Raw genomic sequence first — 15,280 nt, 5'->3', positions numbered from 1 at the left:
TCCCTCACCTAGCTTCCACTATAGCGCCTTTCCATGAGAAGAAAGTCTGGCCTGCCTTCCGTATAGTAGGAGCATGATCGCCTTCCACCGGGTGGGCCTGGAGTACCCCCGCACGGGGACCAAGGCGCTTTACAATGTGAGCCTCGAGGTGAAGAAGGGGGAGTTCGTCTACGTGGTGGGCCACTCCGGGGCTGGGAAGTCCACCTTGCTCGCCCTTATCCTCCGCCGCCTTCTTCCCACCCAGGGGGCGGTGTACTTTGCTGGGCAGAACCTTAAGCTCCTCAGGGGGAACCAGGTGGCCCTTCACCGCCGCCGGATCGGCATGGTCTTCCAGGACCACCGCCTCCTTTCCGACATGACGGTGGAGGAGAACCTGGCCTTTGTGCTTAGGGTGCAGGGGATTCCTTCCAGGGAGTGGGGAGAGCGGATCGCCACCGCCCTGCGCCGGGTGGGGCTCGTTCACAAGAAAAGGGCCTTTCCCGAGGAGCTTTCCGTGGGGGAGGCCCAACGGGTGGCCATAGCCCGGGCCTTGCTTCTGGACCCCCCCGTGATCCTGGCGGACGAGCCCACGGGGAACCTGGACCTGGATAACGCCCTTCAGGTGTTGGATATTCTCAAGGCTGCTCACCAGCGGGGGGCCACGGTGGTGGTGGCCACTCACAGCCGGGAGCTTCTGGAGGCCTATCCGGCGCGGGTGGTGGTCCTGAAGGCCGGGCAGGTGGTGCGGGACGAACGTCCTGGGGAAGGTGGTAGCATAAGGGTAAGGGAAAGCCCTGACCGGGGCGGAAAGGAGGGCGCATGAACGTCTACAAACTCATCGGTCGCAACCTGGAGATCACCGACGCCATCCGGGACTACGTGGAGCGGAAGCTCTCCCGCCTGGACCGCTACCAGAACGGGGAGCTCATGGCCAAGGTGGTTCTCTCCCTGGCGGGTAGTAATCACGTGGCCCGCAAGGCCAAGGCCGAGGTGCAGGTGGACCTCCCCGGGGGGCTCGTCAGGGTGGAGGAGGAGGATCCCGACCTTTACGCGGCCATCGACCGCATGGTGGACCGCCTGGAAACCCAGCTCAAGCGCTTCAAGGAGCGCCGTTTTATCGGTAAGCGCCACTCGTACCAGGGGCCTCCGCCCCCCGAGGTGCAGGACCTCGAGGCCCTGCGCAAGCCCGAGGAGGAAGAGGGTCCCAAAATCGTCCGGGTCAAGCGCTTCGAGATGAAGCCCATGGACCCCGAGGAGGCGGCCTTCCAGATGGAGGCTTTGGGCCACGACTTCTTCGTGTTCCGCAACGCCAAGACCGACGAGATCAACGTCATCTATCGCCGTAAGGACGGCAACTACGGGCTTATCGAGCCCGCATAGCCTTCAAGGCCCTTAGTAGTAGGCGGAGGGATCCACGAAGCGGGTCTCTCCGCCTACGCGTACCGCCACCCTGAACTCCAGCTCCTCCGGGCGGATGAGAAGGCCTCCCCCCGTGTAGCCGACGAGCTGGCCTCGCTCTACCCTTTGCCCTTCCTGCACCAGGGGTTCTTGCAGGTTGGTGTAGACGGTGGAGAGGGTTTCCGTGTGCACCAGCATCACCGTGTAGCCCAGGTTGGGCAGGTAGAGGATTCCGGCCACGTACCCTTCCGCGGCTGCCTGCACGGGGCTTCCCGGGGCTGGACCCTGGATGACCTGGAAAGGTCCTTCCTGCCCGTAGGGCACCAGGATCCTGCCCCCGGGCACGGGGAAGGCCAGCCGGCCCACGGTGGCGGGTAAGGGGGGAGGGGGCACCACCACGCTGGCTTCCCGGGGCGCTGGCTGGGCCGCGGCCTGGCGGCGCTCGGCTTCCCGCCTACGCCGTTCCTCCTCCTGCCTTCTCCGCTCCTCCTCCTGGCGCTTGAGTTCGAGGAGGCGTTGCCTCTCCGCCAGGACCCGGGCCTGAAGCTGGGCCAGCTCCGCTTGCAGGCGTTGCCTTTCCTGTAGAGCCTCCCGCAGGAGGGCTCGTTTGCCCTGGGCTTCCCGCTCCAGGCTGGAGAGGGTAGCCTCCAGCTCCTTCTTCTGCCCCTCGAGGGTCCTTTGGGTTTCCCCGAGAGCCTTTTCCTTGGCGGTGAGGTCGGCGAGGAGAAGGCCTAAGCGCTCCCGTTCTTCCCTTAGGGCCTTCAGGGTGGCCTGAAGGGCATGGACCAGGTCCGCATCCCGCTTTGAGATGTACCCCACCCAGCGGGCTCGGACCGCCAGGTCGGTGAAGGACTGGGCCCTGAGGAGGGGTAGGTAGCGGCCCGCCTTTTCCCGGTGTAGGCTTCGCATCAGGGCCTGGAGCCGTTCCTTGAGGCTTTCCAGGTCCTTTTCCAGCTGGGCGATGCGCCCTTCCGTCTGGCGTATCTCCTCTTTCAGCTGGGCGATCTGCTGGCTTAAGGCGGCGCGCTCCCTCTCCAACCGGGTGATTTCTCCTTCCAGGCGGGCCTTCTCCTTGAGCAGGTTCTCCACCCGGGTGGAGAGGCGGGAAAGCTCCTGGTTTAGGATCTGGATCCGCCTTTGGCTTTGCTCCTCGAGGGCCTTGGCCCGTTCCAGCTGGCCTTCCAGGTTGCGCACGGTGCGCTCCTGGGCGGGCACGTTCTGGCCCAAGGCCCATGGGAAAAGGCCTTGGCACAAAAGCAAGAAGAGGAGAAGCCAGCTGGGGCGCATCCTAGACTTCCCTCAGGTAGGCCCGGGTGGCCATGAAGGCTCCCCCGGCCCCTAGAACCACTGCCAGGGCCAGGACCATGAGGCCCGTCTGCGAGAGGTCCTTGACCCCTAGCACGGGGAGGAAGGGAAGGAGCCCCTGGAGGGCCTGCGCCAGGCCCCGGTAGAGGAGGGTACCGAAGCCCACCGCCAGGAGGCTTGCCCCCAGGGTGAGGAGGATTCCTTCCACCACGAAGGGAGCCTGAATAAAGCGCCGGGTGGCCCCCACCAGGAGCATGATGCCCAGGGCTTCCTTGCGGCTTTCTAAGGATAGGCGGATGGAGCCCATGACGCTGAAGAAGGTGTTGAGGAGAAGGAGCCCCACCAGGACCCCCATGGCCAGCCGGCTTCCGGATAACACCTGGACCAGCCTTTCCGTAAGCTCCCCCCCGTACTCCACCCCTTCTATCCCCGGAAGCCTCCGTAGCCTTTCCGCCACCTTGCGCACCGCCTCCGGATCCTTAAGCCTCAGGCGCAGGGTGTCGGGCAAGGGATTTTCCACCAGGTCCTTGGCCTCGGCCAGGTAGGGGTAGTCCAGGACCAGCTGGGCCAGGGCCTCCTCCTTGCTTTGAAGCCGCACCTCACCCACTTCCGGCCAGCCCTGGATCTCGGTGAGGAGGGCCTCCACGTTGGCTTCCTTTTGCAGGAAGGCCGCCACTTCCAGTTCCCGCTCCAGGGTATGCACCACCCGCTCCAGGTTCCAAAGGACAAGGCCCAGGAAGTAAAGCAGGGCGAAGGATACGAGGGCGGTGAAGAAGGTGGCGAGGCTGGCCGTGGGATGGCGGAGGATCTGCCGCAGGCCCTCGTGCAGGGCGTACATGCCTTACATCTTACGCCCCTAGCTTGAGAAAATGCTTGGGAGGGGATCAAGAAGGGGTTGGCGGGGGTATGGCTGGAAAAGTGCTCCCCGACCTGCCCTTCTTGCCCGGGCTGCTACCCTAAGGGGTATGAAGCCTTTTCTACTGGGTCTGGCCCTGGGAGGGCTTCTTGGGATGGGGGTGGCCTGGATGGGGCGGCTACCCGGGAGCGGGTCCTTGCGGGGAGCCCCTGCTTCCTGGGTTTTGGGGCCTATACCTGTTCAGCAACTCCCTTCCCCGGGCGGGGAGGGATGCGAACCCCAGGTTTACCTCTTCTTGAACGGGGAGTTTTTCCGCATGCTCCCGGTGCCTGGGGGTGAGCCCCAGGAGCTTTTCCCGGTGGAGCCCGTTCCTAACCCCTTTGGCGGGTCCTAGGCGGGAAAGAGATAACGCCGTAAGGCCACCCCTAAGAGGGCCAAAAACCCTCCCAGGACCCCCACGAGGCCAGCGGCTTCCCCTGGCATGACCTCGAGGCGAACCGAGCGGGCGAGCTTCCGGTAGAGGTCGGAAAGCTCCTTTTCCGAGGCCACCAGGTAATACCGTCCCCCGGTGAACTCCGCCAGGGCCCAGAGGAGTTCCTCGTCCACCTCAAAGGCCCCCGGGAAGAAGCCGAAGGCGCTTACCGGATCCTCGGGGCCCGGGGTCCATCCCGGCACCCCTACCCCCACGGCGTAGATGCGCACCCCCATGCGGGAGGCTTCGGCCGCCGCCTCCAAAGGGTCTTTCCCTGTTCGGTTCCTGCCGTCGGTCAGGAGGAGGATCTCCCCTTCGCCCCCGGCCTCGCGGATGTTGCGCAGGGCTTCCAGGATTCCCTCCCCGATGGCCGTGGAGCGGCCGAACTCCAGGCTGTCCAGGCTCTCCCGCAGGAGCCTGCGGTCGGTGGTGGGGGGGTGGATGGTCTGGGCATGGCTGCCGAAGGCCACGAGCCCTATCCTTAGGACCCTCGGCGCCTCGCGGAGGAAGACCCGGGCGGCTTCCTTGGCCGCCTCGAGGCGGCTTGGCTTCAGGTCGGCCGCCATCATGCTGCGGCTTACGTCCATGACCAAGATCACCACGTTCCGGCTCGCCTGGCCGGGCAGGGGCAGGAGGGGGCGGGTGGCTGCCAGGACCAGGAGGAGAAGCCCCAGGAGAAAGAGGGCCGGGGGCAGCCAGGGAAGCACGCCCCGGGACTCCCGAGCCGCTTGCTGGAGCAGGGGGACCAAGGGATGGGGCAGGCGGGCTTTGGGGCGCTTTGAGTAGAGGCCCAGGAGCAGGAAGGCCAAAAGGAGGAGAAGGCTTAAAGCCTCGGGGGCCTGCAGGCTCACGGCCACCTCCCTTCCCGGGCCAGGTGCAGGTAAGCGCCGAAGGAAAAGGAGAGAAGACCCGCTACCACCAGGGCCTGGGTGAGGTCTAGGGTCTGGGTCCGCCACACCTGGTAGGGGCGGAGGGCCCGGTAGAGGGGTTGGAAATCCTCGCCGAGCACCTGGCCCCCGGTGGCCTGGGCCAGGCGCAGGAGGCTTGTGGGGTTGGTGGGCAGGAAGTAAAGCCCCTCCCCGATGCGGCTCACCGCCCCCCTGGGGTCGCCCAGGGGACGCACGAAGACGGGGAGGCCTGCCCGGGAGAGCTCTTTAGCCGCCTCGAGGGGATCGCCCCCTGTGTTGGCCGCTCCGTCGGAAAGAAGGAGGATGGCGGCGGGGGGTTCTGCCTGGGGAAGATCCCCCTCTGGCCCCTTGGGCCGGAGGATCCGCCGGGCCTGGAGGAGACCCTGGCCCAAAGGGGTGGTGCCCCCGGGTTTGAGGCCTTGCAGGGCCTTAAGGAGAGCCTGGCGGTCCCGGGTAGGGGAGAGGACCAGGACCGCCTGGGGTCCGAAGCTCACCAGCCCCACCTTGACCGAGGGATCCAGGCTGCGAAGGAAGCTTTGGGCCAGGGCCTTGGCCCGCTCCAGGCGGGTGGGGGCCTCGTCGTCCGCGGCCATGGAGTGGCTGGTGTCCACCACCAGCAGGGCCTGGGTCAGGTTCTCCCGCCAGGGAAGGCTGGCCTCGAGGCGGCCTGCCGCCAGGAGAAGGAAAAGAGGGGCCAGGAGGAAGGGAAGGGGTAGGGGCCTAGGCCCAGGGAGGAAGGCCGGGTCCAAGGCGGAGAGAAGCCGCCTCCGCCCGGCCCGCTCCAAAAGCCAGAGGAGAAGCCCCCCTGCGCCCAGGAGGAGAAGGCCTAGGAGGAAGCCCTCGGGGCTTTTGAAGGCCACCTGCGCCTCCTTTCCACGAAGCCGAGGAGGAGGGGAAGCAGGTCCATCTCCGTGGAGGCCACCAGGAGATCGGCACCCGCCTTGAGGATCTCCCCCATCCTGGCGGTCCTGAGGGCCTCCGCCCGGAGGCGGTAGGCTTCCCGCACCCTTGGGTCCAGGGTGTTCACCTCCACCTGGGCCCCGGTTTCCGGGTCCACGAAGGAGAGCACCCCTGCCCGGGGCAGGGCCCGTTCCAAGGGGTCCTCCACCAAGACCCCCACCAGGTCGTGCCGGGCGGCCAGGCGGGAAAAGGGAGCGGAAAAGGTGTCCAGGAAGTCCGAGAAGACGAAGACCAGGCTCCGGCGCCTGGCCACCCGCTCCAGAAGCCCCAAGGCTTCCCCCAGGGAAAGCGCCTTCCCGCCCTTAAGGGCCTCCCGGGCCAGGAGGAGGGCCTGGGCCTTCCCTCCTCGAGGGGGCAGGAGGCCCGAGGGCAGGATAGCCCCCACCCGGTTCCCGTGGCGGAGGGCGATATAGGCCACGCTCAGGGCCAGCTCCAGGGCCAGGGTGTACTTTTCCCGCCTCCTAGAGCCAAAGCGCATGGAGGGGCTTCCGTCCAGGAGGAGCCACAGGGTGAGCTCCCGCTCCTCGCGAAAGCGGCGCACGTGGAGTTCCCCGGTCCGGGCGGTGGCGGGCCAGTCGATGCGTTCGGCCTCGTCCCCGGGGGCATAGGGACTGATCTCCGCCAGCTCCAGGCTCTTGCCGTAGAACACCCCCCGGTAGTCCCCGAAGAGGAGTCCGTCCAGGGGACGTACCACCTTAAGCTCCAGGCGGGCCAAGAGGGCTTCGGGCGTCTCCATAGGGGTCGTGAAGGGGCACGAAGGGCGGGGGAAGGCGGTTGAGGATGGCTTCCAGCACGTCCTCCACCCGCACGCCCTCCGCCAGGGCCTGGTAGGAGAGGATCACGCGGTGGCGGAGGGCGTCCAGGTACAGGTCCCGCACATCCTCCGGCAGGGCGTGGGCCCGCCCCCGGACCAGGGCCAGGGCCTTGGCCCCCTGAACCAGGGCCAAGGAGGCCCGGGGGCTTGCCCCGTAGGCCACGAAGGGCTTCAGGTCCTTAAGCCCCGCCCTTTCCAGATCCCGGGTGGCCTGGACCAGGGCCACGGCGTGCTCGGCCACCTTGGGATGGACGTAGACGCGGTCGGCCAGGCGGGAAAGCTCCAAAACCTCCTCCAGGGAAAGCACCTGGGCCACCTGGATTTCCTCCCCCGTGGTCATGCGCCCCACGATGAGGAGCTCCTCGTGGAAGGCAGGGTAGCCCACCACCACCTTGAGAAGGAAGCGGTCCAGCTGGGCTTCCGGCAGGGGATAGGTGCCCTCGCTTTCTATGGGGTTTTGCGTGGCCAGCACCAGGAAGGGCTTGGGTAGGGGATAGGTTTCCTTGCCCAGGGTCACCTGGCGCTCCTGCATGGCCTCGAGGAGGGCCGACTGCACCTTGGCCGGGGCCCGGTTGATCTCGTCCGCCAGAAGGAGGTGGGCGAAGATGGGACCGAGCTCGGTCTTGAACTCCCCCTCCTTGGGGTTGTAGATGCGGGTTCCCAGGAGGTCGGCGGGCACCAGATCGGGAGTGAACTGGATTCTTTTGAAGTTCCCCCCGACCGCCTGGGCCAGGGTCTTCACCGCCAGGGTCTTGGCCAGCCCCGGCACCCCCTCGATCAGGAGATGGCCCCGGGCGAGAAGGGCCACCAGCATCCTCTCCAGGGGGTGGTCCTGGCCCACAATGACCCGCTTGACCTCCTTCAGGAGGGCCCGAAGCCTTTCCCCTGCCGCCAAGAAGGGTTCCTCTTCCCAGGCCATACCCACCCCCTAAGGGTTTCCCAGGAGTATAGCCCCCCAGACCAGGGGATACTCCCCTTCAGGACACATTTGGCCGGAATAGGGCCTTGCCCTTGGCGGAGAGGGCTTTTTGCCAGTCGGTAAGAGGGAAGATGCCCCCGATGAGGGCCTCGAGGCCCACCAGCTCGGGAAGGAGTCCCACCGCCTGGGCAAACTCCTCGGGGCTATAGGTGTAGCTTCCCACCAGGCCCACCTCCTTGAACCAGAAGGGTGAGAGGTCGGCCCAGTCCAGCCCAGGGGCCCCCAGGAGGAGCACCCGGCCTCCTTCCTGGGCCAGGGTAAGGGCCTGGCGGAAACCCGCCCCGCTTCCCGAGGCCTCGAGGACCGCCTCGTACCCACCCCGGTACCCTTCAAAGAGGAGGTAGCGATAGCGCTTGGCCCGCTCCAGCAGGGCCTCTTTGGCGCTTCCATAGACCCCATCCGCCCCGAAGGCCAAAGCCCGCTCCGCCTGGTGGGGGTACTTGGCCACCGCATAGACCTTTCCGGAAAACCCCAGGGCCCTAAGGGCCTGGAGGGCCAGAAGGCCCAAAGTACCCATGCCCAGGATCAGGACCTCCTTGGGCCAGGGCTTCAGCTTCGTAAGGCCCCGCACCACCACCGCCAGGGGCTCGGTGAGCACGGCCCGTTCCTCGGGGACGTGGGCTGGGATGGGGTAAAGCCGTTCGGGCCGGGCCAGGATCCACTCTCCCCAGCCCCCGGGCAGGTCCCGGTTGTAGCCCAGCATCCCTGGGGCCAGGGATCCTTCCGCCACGTTCTGGCATAGGCCTTCCTCGCCCTCCTGGCACTTTGGGCAGGGGGGAAGGCCGCGGTCGGCGCAGGTGAGGAGAGGGTTTACCGCCACCAGGCTTCCCTCCACCTCCCCCAGGATCTCGTGGCCAAGGATGGCGGGAAAGGAGAAAAAGGGGCTGATGGATGGGGGGCTTTTCCCGTAGAGAAGGGCCAGGTCCGAGCCGCAAACCCCGCTTAGCCTGACCCTCACCCGTACGAAGCCTTGCCGTTCGGGAAGGGGAAGTTCGGTGAGGCTTAGGGGTAGAAGGCCCTTGGGAAATCGCTTGCCCAGGACCCTGGCGGCGAAGAAGCGGGGAAGGGAAGGGGTGTAGAGGAGGGCCTTCATGACATGGGCACGGTGCGGATGAGCTTACCCTCTATCCGCTCCATGATCTCGTCCAGGCTGCGCCCGGTGATGGTGAGGCCGTGGTTTTTCAAGCCCACCACCGCCCGGGTGGGGTCAGGGGCCTGGCGCACCTTTTCCGCCACCGCCTGGGCCAGCTCGTAGGTGCCGCAAGGGTAGTTGAAGGGGGTGGCGGGAACCCCTTCCATCCAGGCGTGCACGTGCAGGATGGCCCCGACCCCGGGGTGTTCCCGGTAGATCATCCAGTGCTCGATGGCGTCCACGCTGACCCGCCTAGTTTCCACATGAGGGGGTACGGAGAGGAGGATGGCGTTTCGCTGGGGGTCGTAGTCCTTCACCATGAGGATGTCCCGGCCGATCTCCTTCAGGTTGGCCTTGTCCACCCCACTTGCGGACATCCAGAAGCGGCGCTCGTCCTTGCGCACGGAGAGGTTGCCGTAGGAAAGTCCCCCGATGCCGTAAAGCCGTTTGACATGCCGGAGGTCCTCGGGGGGCAGGATCTCCTCGATGGGGAAGGGAGCAGGAAGGAGGTCCCACTCCTTGAGTTTCTTCCCCGCCCGGTACATGCTTTCTGTAAGCTCGTCCCCTTGCCAGAGCTCGGGCTCGAGGTCCGTGTGGAAGATGTTGTTGATGACCAGGCGGCTACAGGCGATGGGCCTGAGGCGCCCGGCCACCCTCTCGTAAAACCCTTCCCCGTTGGGTTCGTCGTAGTGCCCGAGCTCCAGGGTGAGGAACTTGACCCCCTGGTGGGGCACATAGGCCAGGAGCACGTTGGAAAGAGCCCGGACCAGGTAGGGGTAGAGGGTCTGGAGGGGGTTTTCGGGGAAGGCGGGAAGCTCCAGCACCGAGGCCACGAAGGTGGCCTGGGCCCGCCGGCGATAGGGGCGTGGGTTTTCCAGGGAGATGGCGTTCAGCACCAGGTTTGGAGCCTCGGCCTGAGGGTTATGGCGAAACCCGTGGGCCTCCAGGGCTTTCCCCAGTCCTTCCAGAAAAGTCCGGACGTTAGGAGAAGGCTCACCGTGGATCAAGTACTCCCACATATGCCCTCCTTGCTCTGGTCCTTAGCCTACCCCATACTGGTCCTATGGTGGAAGCCTTAGGGGGTAGCCGGGCCCTGGTCCCCGGGCTAAGGGTGGGGCATTTCACCGACCTCGAGGCCCTCACCGGCTCCACCGTGGTCCTGGTGGAAGAGGGAGCGGTGGGAGCGGTGGACGTGCGGGGGGCGGCTCCCGGTACGCGGGAAACCGACCTCCTGTCCCCGGAGAACACCGTGGAGAAGGTGCAGGCCATCCTGCTTACCGGGGGAAGCGCCTTCGGCCTAAGGGCGGCGGATGGGGTCATGCGCTACCTGGCGGAAAGGGGAAAGGGCTTCCCCACCCCAGGGGGTGTGGTGCCCATCGTGCCCGCGGCGGTCCTCTACGACCTGGGCCGGGGGAGGATCCACCGCCCGCCCGGGGTGGAGGCAGGGTACCAGGCAGCCTTGGCCGCAGGGGAAAGGGTGGAGGAGGGTAGCGTGGGGGCGGGCACGGGGGCGGTGGCGGGGGGAGTCAAGGGCGGGGTGGGCCTGGCGGGGTACCTTCTGGAGGAAGGCCACCGGGTCATGGCCTTGGTGGCGGTCAACAGCCTGGGCCGGCCCTTTGACCCCCAGACGGGGAGGCTTTACGGGGAGGATCTCCTTGCGGAGGAGGAAAGGGCCCTTCTGCCGGACCGCTCCCGCTACCAGGGAAGGCCTGAGGACTACCGTTACCCTTTCCTTTTGGGCCAGAACACCACCCTGGTGGTGGTGGCCACGGATGCGCCCCTGAGCAAGGCCCAGGCCAGGAGGCTTGCCATCGTGGCCCAGGACGGGATTGCCCGGGCCATCCGTCCGGCCCATACGCCCCTGGATGGGGACCTGGTCTTCGCCCTGGCCCTGGGGGAGGGGAAAGGGGTGGACCCCTACACCCTCTTGCGCCTCGGGGCCTACGCCGCCGACGCCGTAACCCGGGCGATCCTTCGGGCGGTGCTCCTTTCAGGGAGTGCGCCGGGGATCCCCGCTTACCGGGACCTCATGGGCTGATCACCTTCCGGGAAAGGGGGCGAGCTCCGCCTCCACCTGGAGGACCTCCCCGCCCCGGCGCACACTAAGGCGGATCCTGTCCCCCACCTGGTAGCGGCGCACCTCCCGCAGGAGGTCCTCGAAGCTGTTCACCTTGACCCCGTTGACCTCGAGGATCACATCCGGCACCCCCCCTGCCTCCAGGCCCCTTAGCCCTGCCCGGTGGGCGGCCCCGCCCGGGACCACCTCGCCCACCAGCACCCCACCCGGGGGCAGGCCCAGCTCCTGGGCCAGCTCCGGGGTTAAGCCCCTTGGACCCTTCAGGCCCAGGTAGGGCCAGTAGCTTCGCTTACCCCCTTCCATCTCCGCCAGGACCTGGCCCCGGCCCAGGAACGGGGTGAAGAAACTCCGGAAGCCCTCCTCCGTCTGGCCGATGGCCACCGCTACCCCCACCACCTTCCCCTCGAGGTCCAGCACAGGTCCTCCCGAATCCCCAGGGGAAAGGGGGAGGCTGGTTTCCACCAGGCCCTGGGGAAGAAAAGGCGAGGGGTCCACGAAAAGCCGGGTGATGCGCCCATACCGGGGGGCGATGAACTGGTTGCGCCCGTTGCCGATGTGCAAGACCGCTTCCCCCACCTGGGGGCGCCTTTGGGTTTCCAGGGAAAGGAGGGCGGGGGCCCGGGCCTCCGTGGCCAGGATCGCCAGGTCCATGGGCTCGGCGAAACCGAGAAGGGTGGCCGTGGCCCGCTTTTGGTCGGAGAGCACCAGGGTATAAGGCCCGCCCTCGGCCACCACGTGGTAGGCGGTAAGGACGAGGCCCTCCCGGTAAAAGAACCCCGTGCCCCGGCTTCCCTCCGGGCCGTCTATGCGCAAGACGGCGGGATGGGCCCTGGTGTAGACCTCCTGCAGGCGTTCAGGAGGCGCCTGGGCCAGTTCCCAAGTTACGTTCTCTGGCCTACCCCAAAGCTGTACAGGCTGGCTCCACAGGGCGTAGAGGGCCCCGGCCAAGGGAAGAAGGAGGAGAATCCCCCAGGCTTTCCTCATGCTTCCATTTTCCCCGGTGGCGGGGGGAAGAGGGTGGTTCCGCCCACCATGGGCCTCAGTGCCAAAGAAGGAGGAATCCCAGGAGGAGGAAGCCAATCCCAGGCCAGGGATGGGGTTTTTTCAGGAGGAGGTGGAGGAGGCCCACCCCCATGAGGGCCAGGAGGGGGTGAGGGAGGGGTTTCCAGAGAAAGGCCAGGTAGAGGAGGCCCAAAAGGGCGTTCAGGTCGTAAAGCCCCAGGAGAAGGCGGACGGGCCTGTTTACCTCCTTCCGCAGGAGGAGGTAAAGCCCTGCCAGAAAGGCCAGTCCCACCAGGGTCCATCCCAGGAACCGGTGCAGAAGCGGCACCCCCAAAAGGGCGGTGGGAAGGCCCTCAAGGGTATAACCCAAAGCGGTGGCCAGGACCACCAAAAGGCCAAAGCCCATCTGGGTCCAGCCGATGATCCTGGCCTCCACCGGTGGTCTCAAGAGGGCGAGACTTCCATAAAAGGCCAGGAGGAGAAGGGCGAAGGTGGTGGTAAAGGGAAACAGCCCCTGGCTCTGGAGAAGAAGGGCGAGGAGGGAGGAGGTCCAGAGGGCCAGGTGGGCGGGGTAATGCTTGGGGTTTCTTCCCCGGGCCCTGAGCACCTGGGTGCGGGCATAGTACAGGGCGGCGATGTCCCTGATGGCCAAGGCGAGAAAGCTTCCCAAAGCGATCCCCGGCTCCAAGCCTCCTGCCAAAACCCCCGCAGGGGCCAAGGAAGCCATGGCCAAGGCGGCGGCGATCTCGGGGAAAAGGTCCCGGGAGCGGTTTGAGACATCCGCCCAGAGCATGTAGACCCCCAAGGGCACCGCCAAAAGAAGGGGGAGGAGGAAGGGGCCTTTGGCGGTCAAGGCGGCAAGGAGAAGGCCCAGAAGGGCCAGGGCCAAATAGGCCCCGCCCACCTTTAAGGCCAGCTCGGTGCGGGGGTAGCGTTTGCCCTTCCTTAGGTCCTGGTAGACCAGCTTCAAGGGGTGCCGGGCCAGAAACCCGAAAAGGCCCAGGAGGAATAGCCCCAGGGTGTGGGGTCCTGGCGAGAGGAATAGGCCCAGGAGGATGGGCTCTAGGGTAAACCCCCAGCCCCCGTGCTCCGTGGGAAGGGCTACGGCTTTAAGGGGAACGCTTGTCGCACGCATACCGTTCTCCAAAGTCCCTAGGGTTCCTTAGCCCCAGAGTATCTCCAGCATGAGGAGGACAAAAAGGCTTCCCGCCAAAAGCGAAAGGAGAGCGAAAAGCCCCCAAATGTGGGTCCCAAGCCCGAGGCCCCAGGCTAGGGCCATCCCCAGAAGTCCGAGGTTGGCCAGGAGCACTTGGAAGAGGGCCAGTCCCGGCCTGCGGAAGACCACCCCCCGGAACCGGGGCAGGGCGTGGTAGGCTACCCCGTAGATCATAAGGCTTACGAAGCCCAGAAGTTGCATGTGGGCGTGGGCGGGCCTCCAGCTATAGGGAAGGAGGTCCAGGCCTAGGAGCAGGCCCACCAGGCCAGCGGCCAGGAACCAGAGGAGGGCCGTGGTGAGGGCGAGCCGGCTTGCCGGAATCATGGCCTGGGGGTGAGGATGCCAAGCACCAAGAAGGCTCCCTCCCCGGCCTTGGCCCCATGGGCTTCCCCCGGCTCTGCCGCCAGGAGGGTGCCCGGGGTGGCGGGGATGCTCCGTTCCCCGGCCCACAGGATGCCCTCCCCCTCGAGGCAAAGCAGGTGAACCCGGGGTTCCCCTTTACCCCGGACCTCCTGCCCCCTTTGCAGGCTGAAGAGGACCAGGCGCACTTCCGGGTGATCGGCCAGGAGTTCCACCCCCCGGACCTCGCCGTAGCGGGCCTTCTCCAGGAGGTTCATCCTTCCCTCCCCAAAAAGGCCAGCAGGGCCTTCAATACCTCTTCGGGGTCCTTGCCTGCTTGGCGGGCGGCTTCCTCCAGGGAATCGGCTCCGCCACAGCAGGTATCTATGCCCATCTCGTTTAGCAAGCTCACCGCTTCCGGATGGCGTTGCAGGACCTGGTTTACCGTGGTCTTTATGGTGAGTTCCACCATACCCCCCCTTAGCTTGGTACCCGGGGGGTTGGACCGCCATGACCTGGGTCAAGCGGTCTGGGTAGCTTCGGGCAGGAGATCCTTTAGGGTAAGGCCCTCGAGGGCTTTGCGGATTTCCTGGTTGATCCGCACCAGGTTTGGCTTGAGGTAGCAGAATCCCCGCCTCTCCTCTGTGGGGCAGCGCTTCAAGGTGGCGCAAAGGTCCAGGGCCACAGGTCCGGAGAGGCCTTCCATCACCTTAAGCAGGGTGATCCCCTCTGGGGGAGCTTTTAACCACACCCCTCCTGCTCGGCCCATGCGGCTTTCCACCAAGCCCGCTTTGGCCAGCTTGGAGAGGACCTTGGCCATAAAGGCAGGAGGAGCCTTGAGCTTGGTGGCGATCTCCGCCGCGCTAAGCCCAGGTTCTTCCGCAAGGAGGAGGAGGGCGTGGATGGCATAGGATTCATCGCGCTTGAGGAGGGTTCGGAGCCGCATGCCCTCATGCTACCCTTTTCGGCTTCGTGTAGCGTGCCATTTCCGCTAAAACCAGCAGGAGGGTTAAGCTCCTAGCCAGAAGGATTCTTAGAAAGAAGTGTGGTTTTCGGCTAGCAAGTCGGTTGCCTTCCCATTACAGCTCTTTCTGGGACATTTGCCCTTGACCTAGATCATGGAAACTCCACCGGCTTAATCCGAGTTTGTGAGCTGGAGGTGAAAGGAGGTTAAGGTATGGAGATCGGCTGGATAGAAACCACCATCGGGGCGCTTTTTGCCACAGTGGTCCTCACCCTGTGGCTTTCCCGGGGGTCCGGATGGCTCGAGCCCCGCTTCTGGCGAAATGCGGCCGTGGTGAGCTCCCTGATCATGACCGGGATCCTGGTGTATCTGACCATTGACTCCTTGAACCAGATCCGGGAGGGCTCGGCCCGGGTGCCGGCCTACACCGTGATCAACAAGGCCATAGGGCTCAAGCGGGATTACGAGAAGCGGCGGGACATCCCGGTCATCGGGGAGGAGGTGGGGTTTTTCGGCAAGGTTTGGAGCGAGGAGGAGGCCTACACCTTGGTCAACAAGGGCAAGATGACCTTGCAGAGCCGCAACTGTATGGACTGCCACACCCTTCTGGGTAACGGGGCCTACTTCGCTCCCGACCTCACGCGTGCCTGGTTGGACCCCAAGTGGGAAACCATGGTTAAGGGCATGACCGGCAAGGCCACCAAGGAGGAGGCCATGGCGGAATGGCTTCAACACCCCGACCGCTATCCCACCTTCGTTCGCCGTATGCCCAATCTTGGCCTAAGCGAGGAGGAGGCCAAGGCCTTGGTGGCCTTCTTGAAGTGGATGTCGGCCATCGATACCAACGGTTTCCCGGACCGCTTCGCCGGGGTGCAGTAG

General features: G+C 65.8%; 19 protein-coding genes. 5 read left to right on the top strand and 14 right to left on the bottom strand.

Annotation, left to right across the window (positions count from 1 at the left end):
• Positions 1 to 73 precede the first annotated feature (73 nt).
• Positions 74 to 802, top strand: coding sequence for a cell division ATP-binding protein FtsE (gene ftsE, locus KQ693_RS11490; RefSeq protein ID WP_267261367.1), 729 nt, complete (start codon positions 74 to 76; stop codon positions 800 to 802).
• Entirely contained in the window at positions 799 to 1,359 is a 561-nt protein-coding gene (gene hpf / locus KQ693_RS11485) for a ribosome hibernation-promoting factor, HPF/YfiA family (RefSeq protein WP_028493812.1), read from the top strand. Before ftsE ends, hpf begins: the two co-directional genes overlap by 4 nt.
• Before the next feature lie 12 nt (positions 1,360 to 1,371).
• On the opposite strand, the gene KQ693_RS11480 is transcribed toward hpf, so the two are convergent.
• Positions 1,372 to 2,664: a murein hydrolase activator EnvC family protein gene (locus tag KQ693_RS11480; RefSeq protein WP_267261366.1), complete on the bottom strand. Its 1,293-nt coding sequence runs from the start codon at positions 2,662 to 2,664 to the stop codon at positions 1,372 to 1,374.
• A gap of 1 nt (position 2,665) precedes the next feature.
• Positions 2,666 to 3,520, bottom strand: a complete 855-nt coding sequence (locus KQ693_RS11475) for a cell division protein FtsX (protein WP_267261365.1) — start codon at positions 3,518 to 3,520, stop codon at positions 2,666 to 2,668.
• Positions 3,521 to 3,647: 127 nt separating this feature from the next.
• Between KQ693_RS11475 and KQ693_RS11470 the strand changes: the two genes are divergently transcribed.
• Complete coding sequence (locus KQ693_RS11470) at positions 3,648 to 3,932, top strand: hypothetical protein (protein WP_267261364.1); 285 nt, start codon at positions 3,648 to 3,650, stop codon at positions 3,930 to 3,932.
• Here KQ693_RS11470 and KQ693_RS11465 read toward each other — a convergent pair.
• The 6 genes from KQ693_RS11465 to KQ693_RS11440 are packed head-to-tail and all read right to left on the bottom strand — an operon-like array spanning position 3,929 to position 9,822.
• On the bottom strand, positions 3,929 to 4,861 hold the full coding sequence (locus KQ693_RS11465) for a vWA domain-containing protein (protein WP_267261363.1): 933 nt from the start codon (positions 4,859 to 4,861) through the stop codon (positions 3,929 to 3,931). The two genes, KQ693_RS11470 and KQ693_RS11465, sit on opposite strands and share 4 nt — an antisense overlap.
• The gene (locus KQ693_RS11460) at positions 4,858 to 5,778 is read right to left on the bottom strand and encodes a vWA domain-containing protein (protein WP_267261362.1); all 921 of its coding nucleotides are present in this window, start codon (positions 5,776 to 5,778) and stop codon (positions 4,858 to 4,860) included. The genes KQ693_RS11465 and KQ693_RS11460 overlap by 4 nt, the downstream gene beginning before the upstream one ends.
• Positions 5,745 to 6,614, bottom strand: a complete 870-nt coding sequence (locus KQ693_RS11455) for a DUF58 domain-containing protein (protein ID WP_267261361.1) — start codon at positions 6,612 to 6,614, stop codon at positions 5,745 to 5,747. Before KQ693_RS11455 ends, KQ693_RS11460 begins: the two co-directional genes overlap by 34 nt.
• Positions 6,574 to 7,611 carry an AAA family ATPase gene (locus KQ693_RS11450; protein WP_267261360.1) on the bottom strand — a complete coding sequence of 346 codons (1,038 nt, stop codon included), beginning with the start codon at positions 7,609 to 7,611 and terminating at the stop codon, positions 6,574 to 6,576. The genes KQ693_RS11455 and KQ693_RS11450 overlap by 41 nt, the downstream gene beginning before the upstream one ends.
• A gap of 58 nt (positions 7,612 to 7,669) precedes the next feature.
• Entirely contained in the window at positions 7,670 to 8,764 is a 1,095-nt protein-coding gene (locus tag KQ693_RS11445) for a zinc-dependent alcohol dehydrogenase (protein WP_267261359.1), read from the bottom strand.
• The gene (locus KQ693_RS11440; protein ID WP_219758592.1) at positions 8,761 to 9,822 is read right to left on the bottom strand and encodes a class II aldolase/adducin family protein; all 1,062 of its coding nucleotides are present in this window, start codon (positions 9,820 to 9,822) and stop codon (positions 8,761 to 8,763) included. The genes KQ693_RS11445 and KQ693_RS11440 overlap by 4 nt, the downstream gene beginning before the upstream one ends.
• Before the next feature lie 44 nt (positions 9,823 to 9,866).
• Between KQ693_RS11440 and KQ693_RS11435 the strand changes: the two genes are divergently transcribed.
• On the top strand, positions 9,867 to 10,841 hold the full coding sequence (locus KQ693_RS11435) for a P1 family peptidase (protein ID WP_267261358.1): 975 nt from the start codon (positions 9,867 to 9,869) through the stop codon (positions 10,839 to 10,841).
• Here the strand turns inward: KQ693_RS11435 and KQ693_RS11430 are convergent, their stop codons facing one another.
• Genes KQ693_RS11430 through KQ693_RS11405 form a run of 6 tightly spaced genes read right to left on the bottom strand, consistent with a single transcriptional unit; the run spans position 10,842 to position 14,383 of the window.
• Positions 10,842 to 11,864, bottom strand: a complete 1,023-nt coding sequence (locus KQ693_RS11430; RefSeq protein WP_267261357.1) for a S1C family serine protease — start codon at positions 11,862 to 11,864, stop codon at positions 10,842 to 10,844.
• Between the two features lie 55 nt (positions 11,865 to 11,919).
• Entirely contained in the window at positions 11,920 to 13,017 is a 1,098-nt protein-coding gene (locus tag KQ693_RS11425; RefSeq protein WP_267261356.1) for a YwiC-like family protein, read from the bottom strand.
• Between the two features lie 27 nt (positions 13,018 to 13,044).
• A complete protein-coding gene (locus KQ693_RS11420) occupies positions 13,045 to 13,422 on the bottom strand; it encodes a hypothetical protein (RefSeq protein ID WP_267261355.1) in 378 nt (125 codons plus the stop codon).
• The gene (locus KQ693_RS11415; protein WP_267261354.1) at positions 13,419 to 13,715 is read right to left on the bottom strand and encodes a cupin domain-containing protein; all 297 of its coding nucleotides are present in this window, start codon (positions 13,713 to 13,715) and stop codon (positions 13,419 to 13,421) included. Before KQ693_RS11415 ends, KQ693_RS11420 begins: the two co-directional genes overlap by 4 nt.
• Positions 13,712 to 13,909, bottom strand: coding sequence for a DUF542 domain-containing protein (locus KQ693_RS11410; protein WP_219758587.1), 198 nt, complete (start codon positions 13,907 to 13,909; stop codon positions 13,712 to 13,714). The genes KQ693_RS11415 and KQ693_RS11410 overlap by 4 nt, the downstream gene beginning before the upstream one ends.
• Before the next feature lie 48 nt (positions 13,910 to 13,957).
• On the bottom strand, positions 13,958 to 14,383 hold the full coding sequence (locus KQ693_RS11405) for an RrF2 family transcriptional regulator (protein WP_219758586.1): 426 nt from the start codon (positions 14,381 to 14,383) through the stop codon (positions 13,958 to 13,960).
• A 231-nt stretch (positions 14,384 to 14,614) separates the two neighbouring features.
• On the opposite strand from KQ693_RS11405, the gene KQ693_RS11400 reads away from it, so the two are divergent.
• Entirely contained in the window at positions 14,615 to 15,280 is a 666-nt protein-coding gene (locus tag KQ693_RS11400; RefSeq protein ID WP_219758585.1) for a c-type cytochrome, read from the top strand.

The organism is Thermus brevis (assembly GCF_026427635.1).
GTDB lineage: Bacteria > Deinococcota > Deinococci > Deinococcales > Thermaceae > Thermus > Thermus antranikianii.
This window is presented reverse-complemented; position numbering and strand designations above follow the sequence as displayed.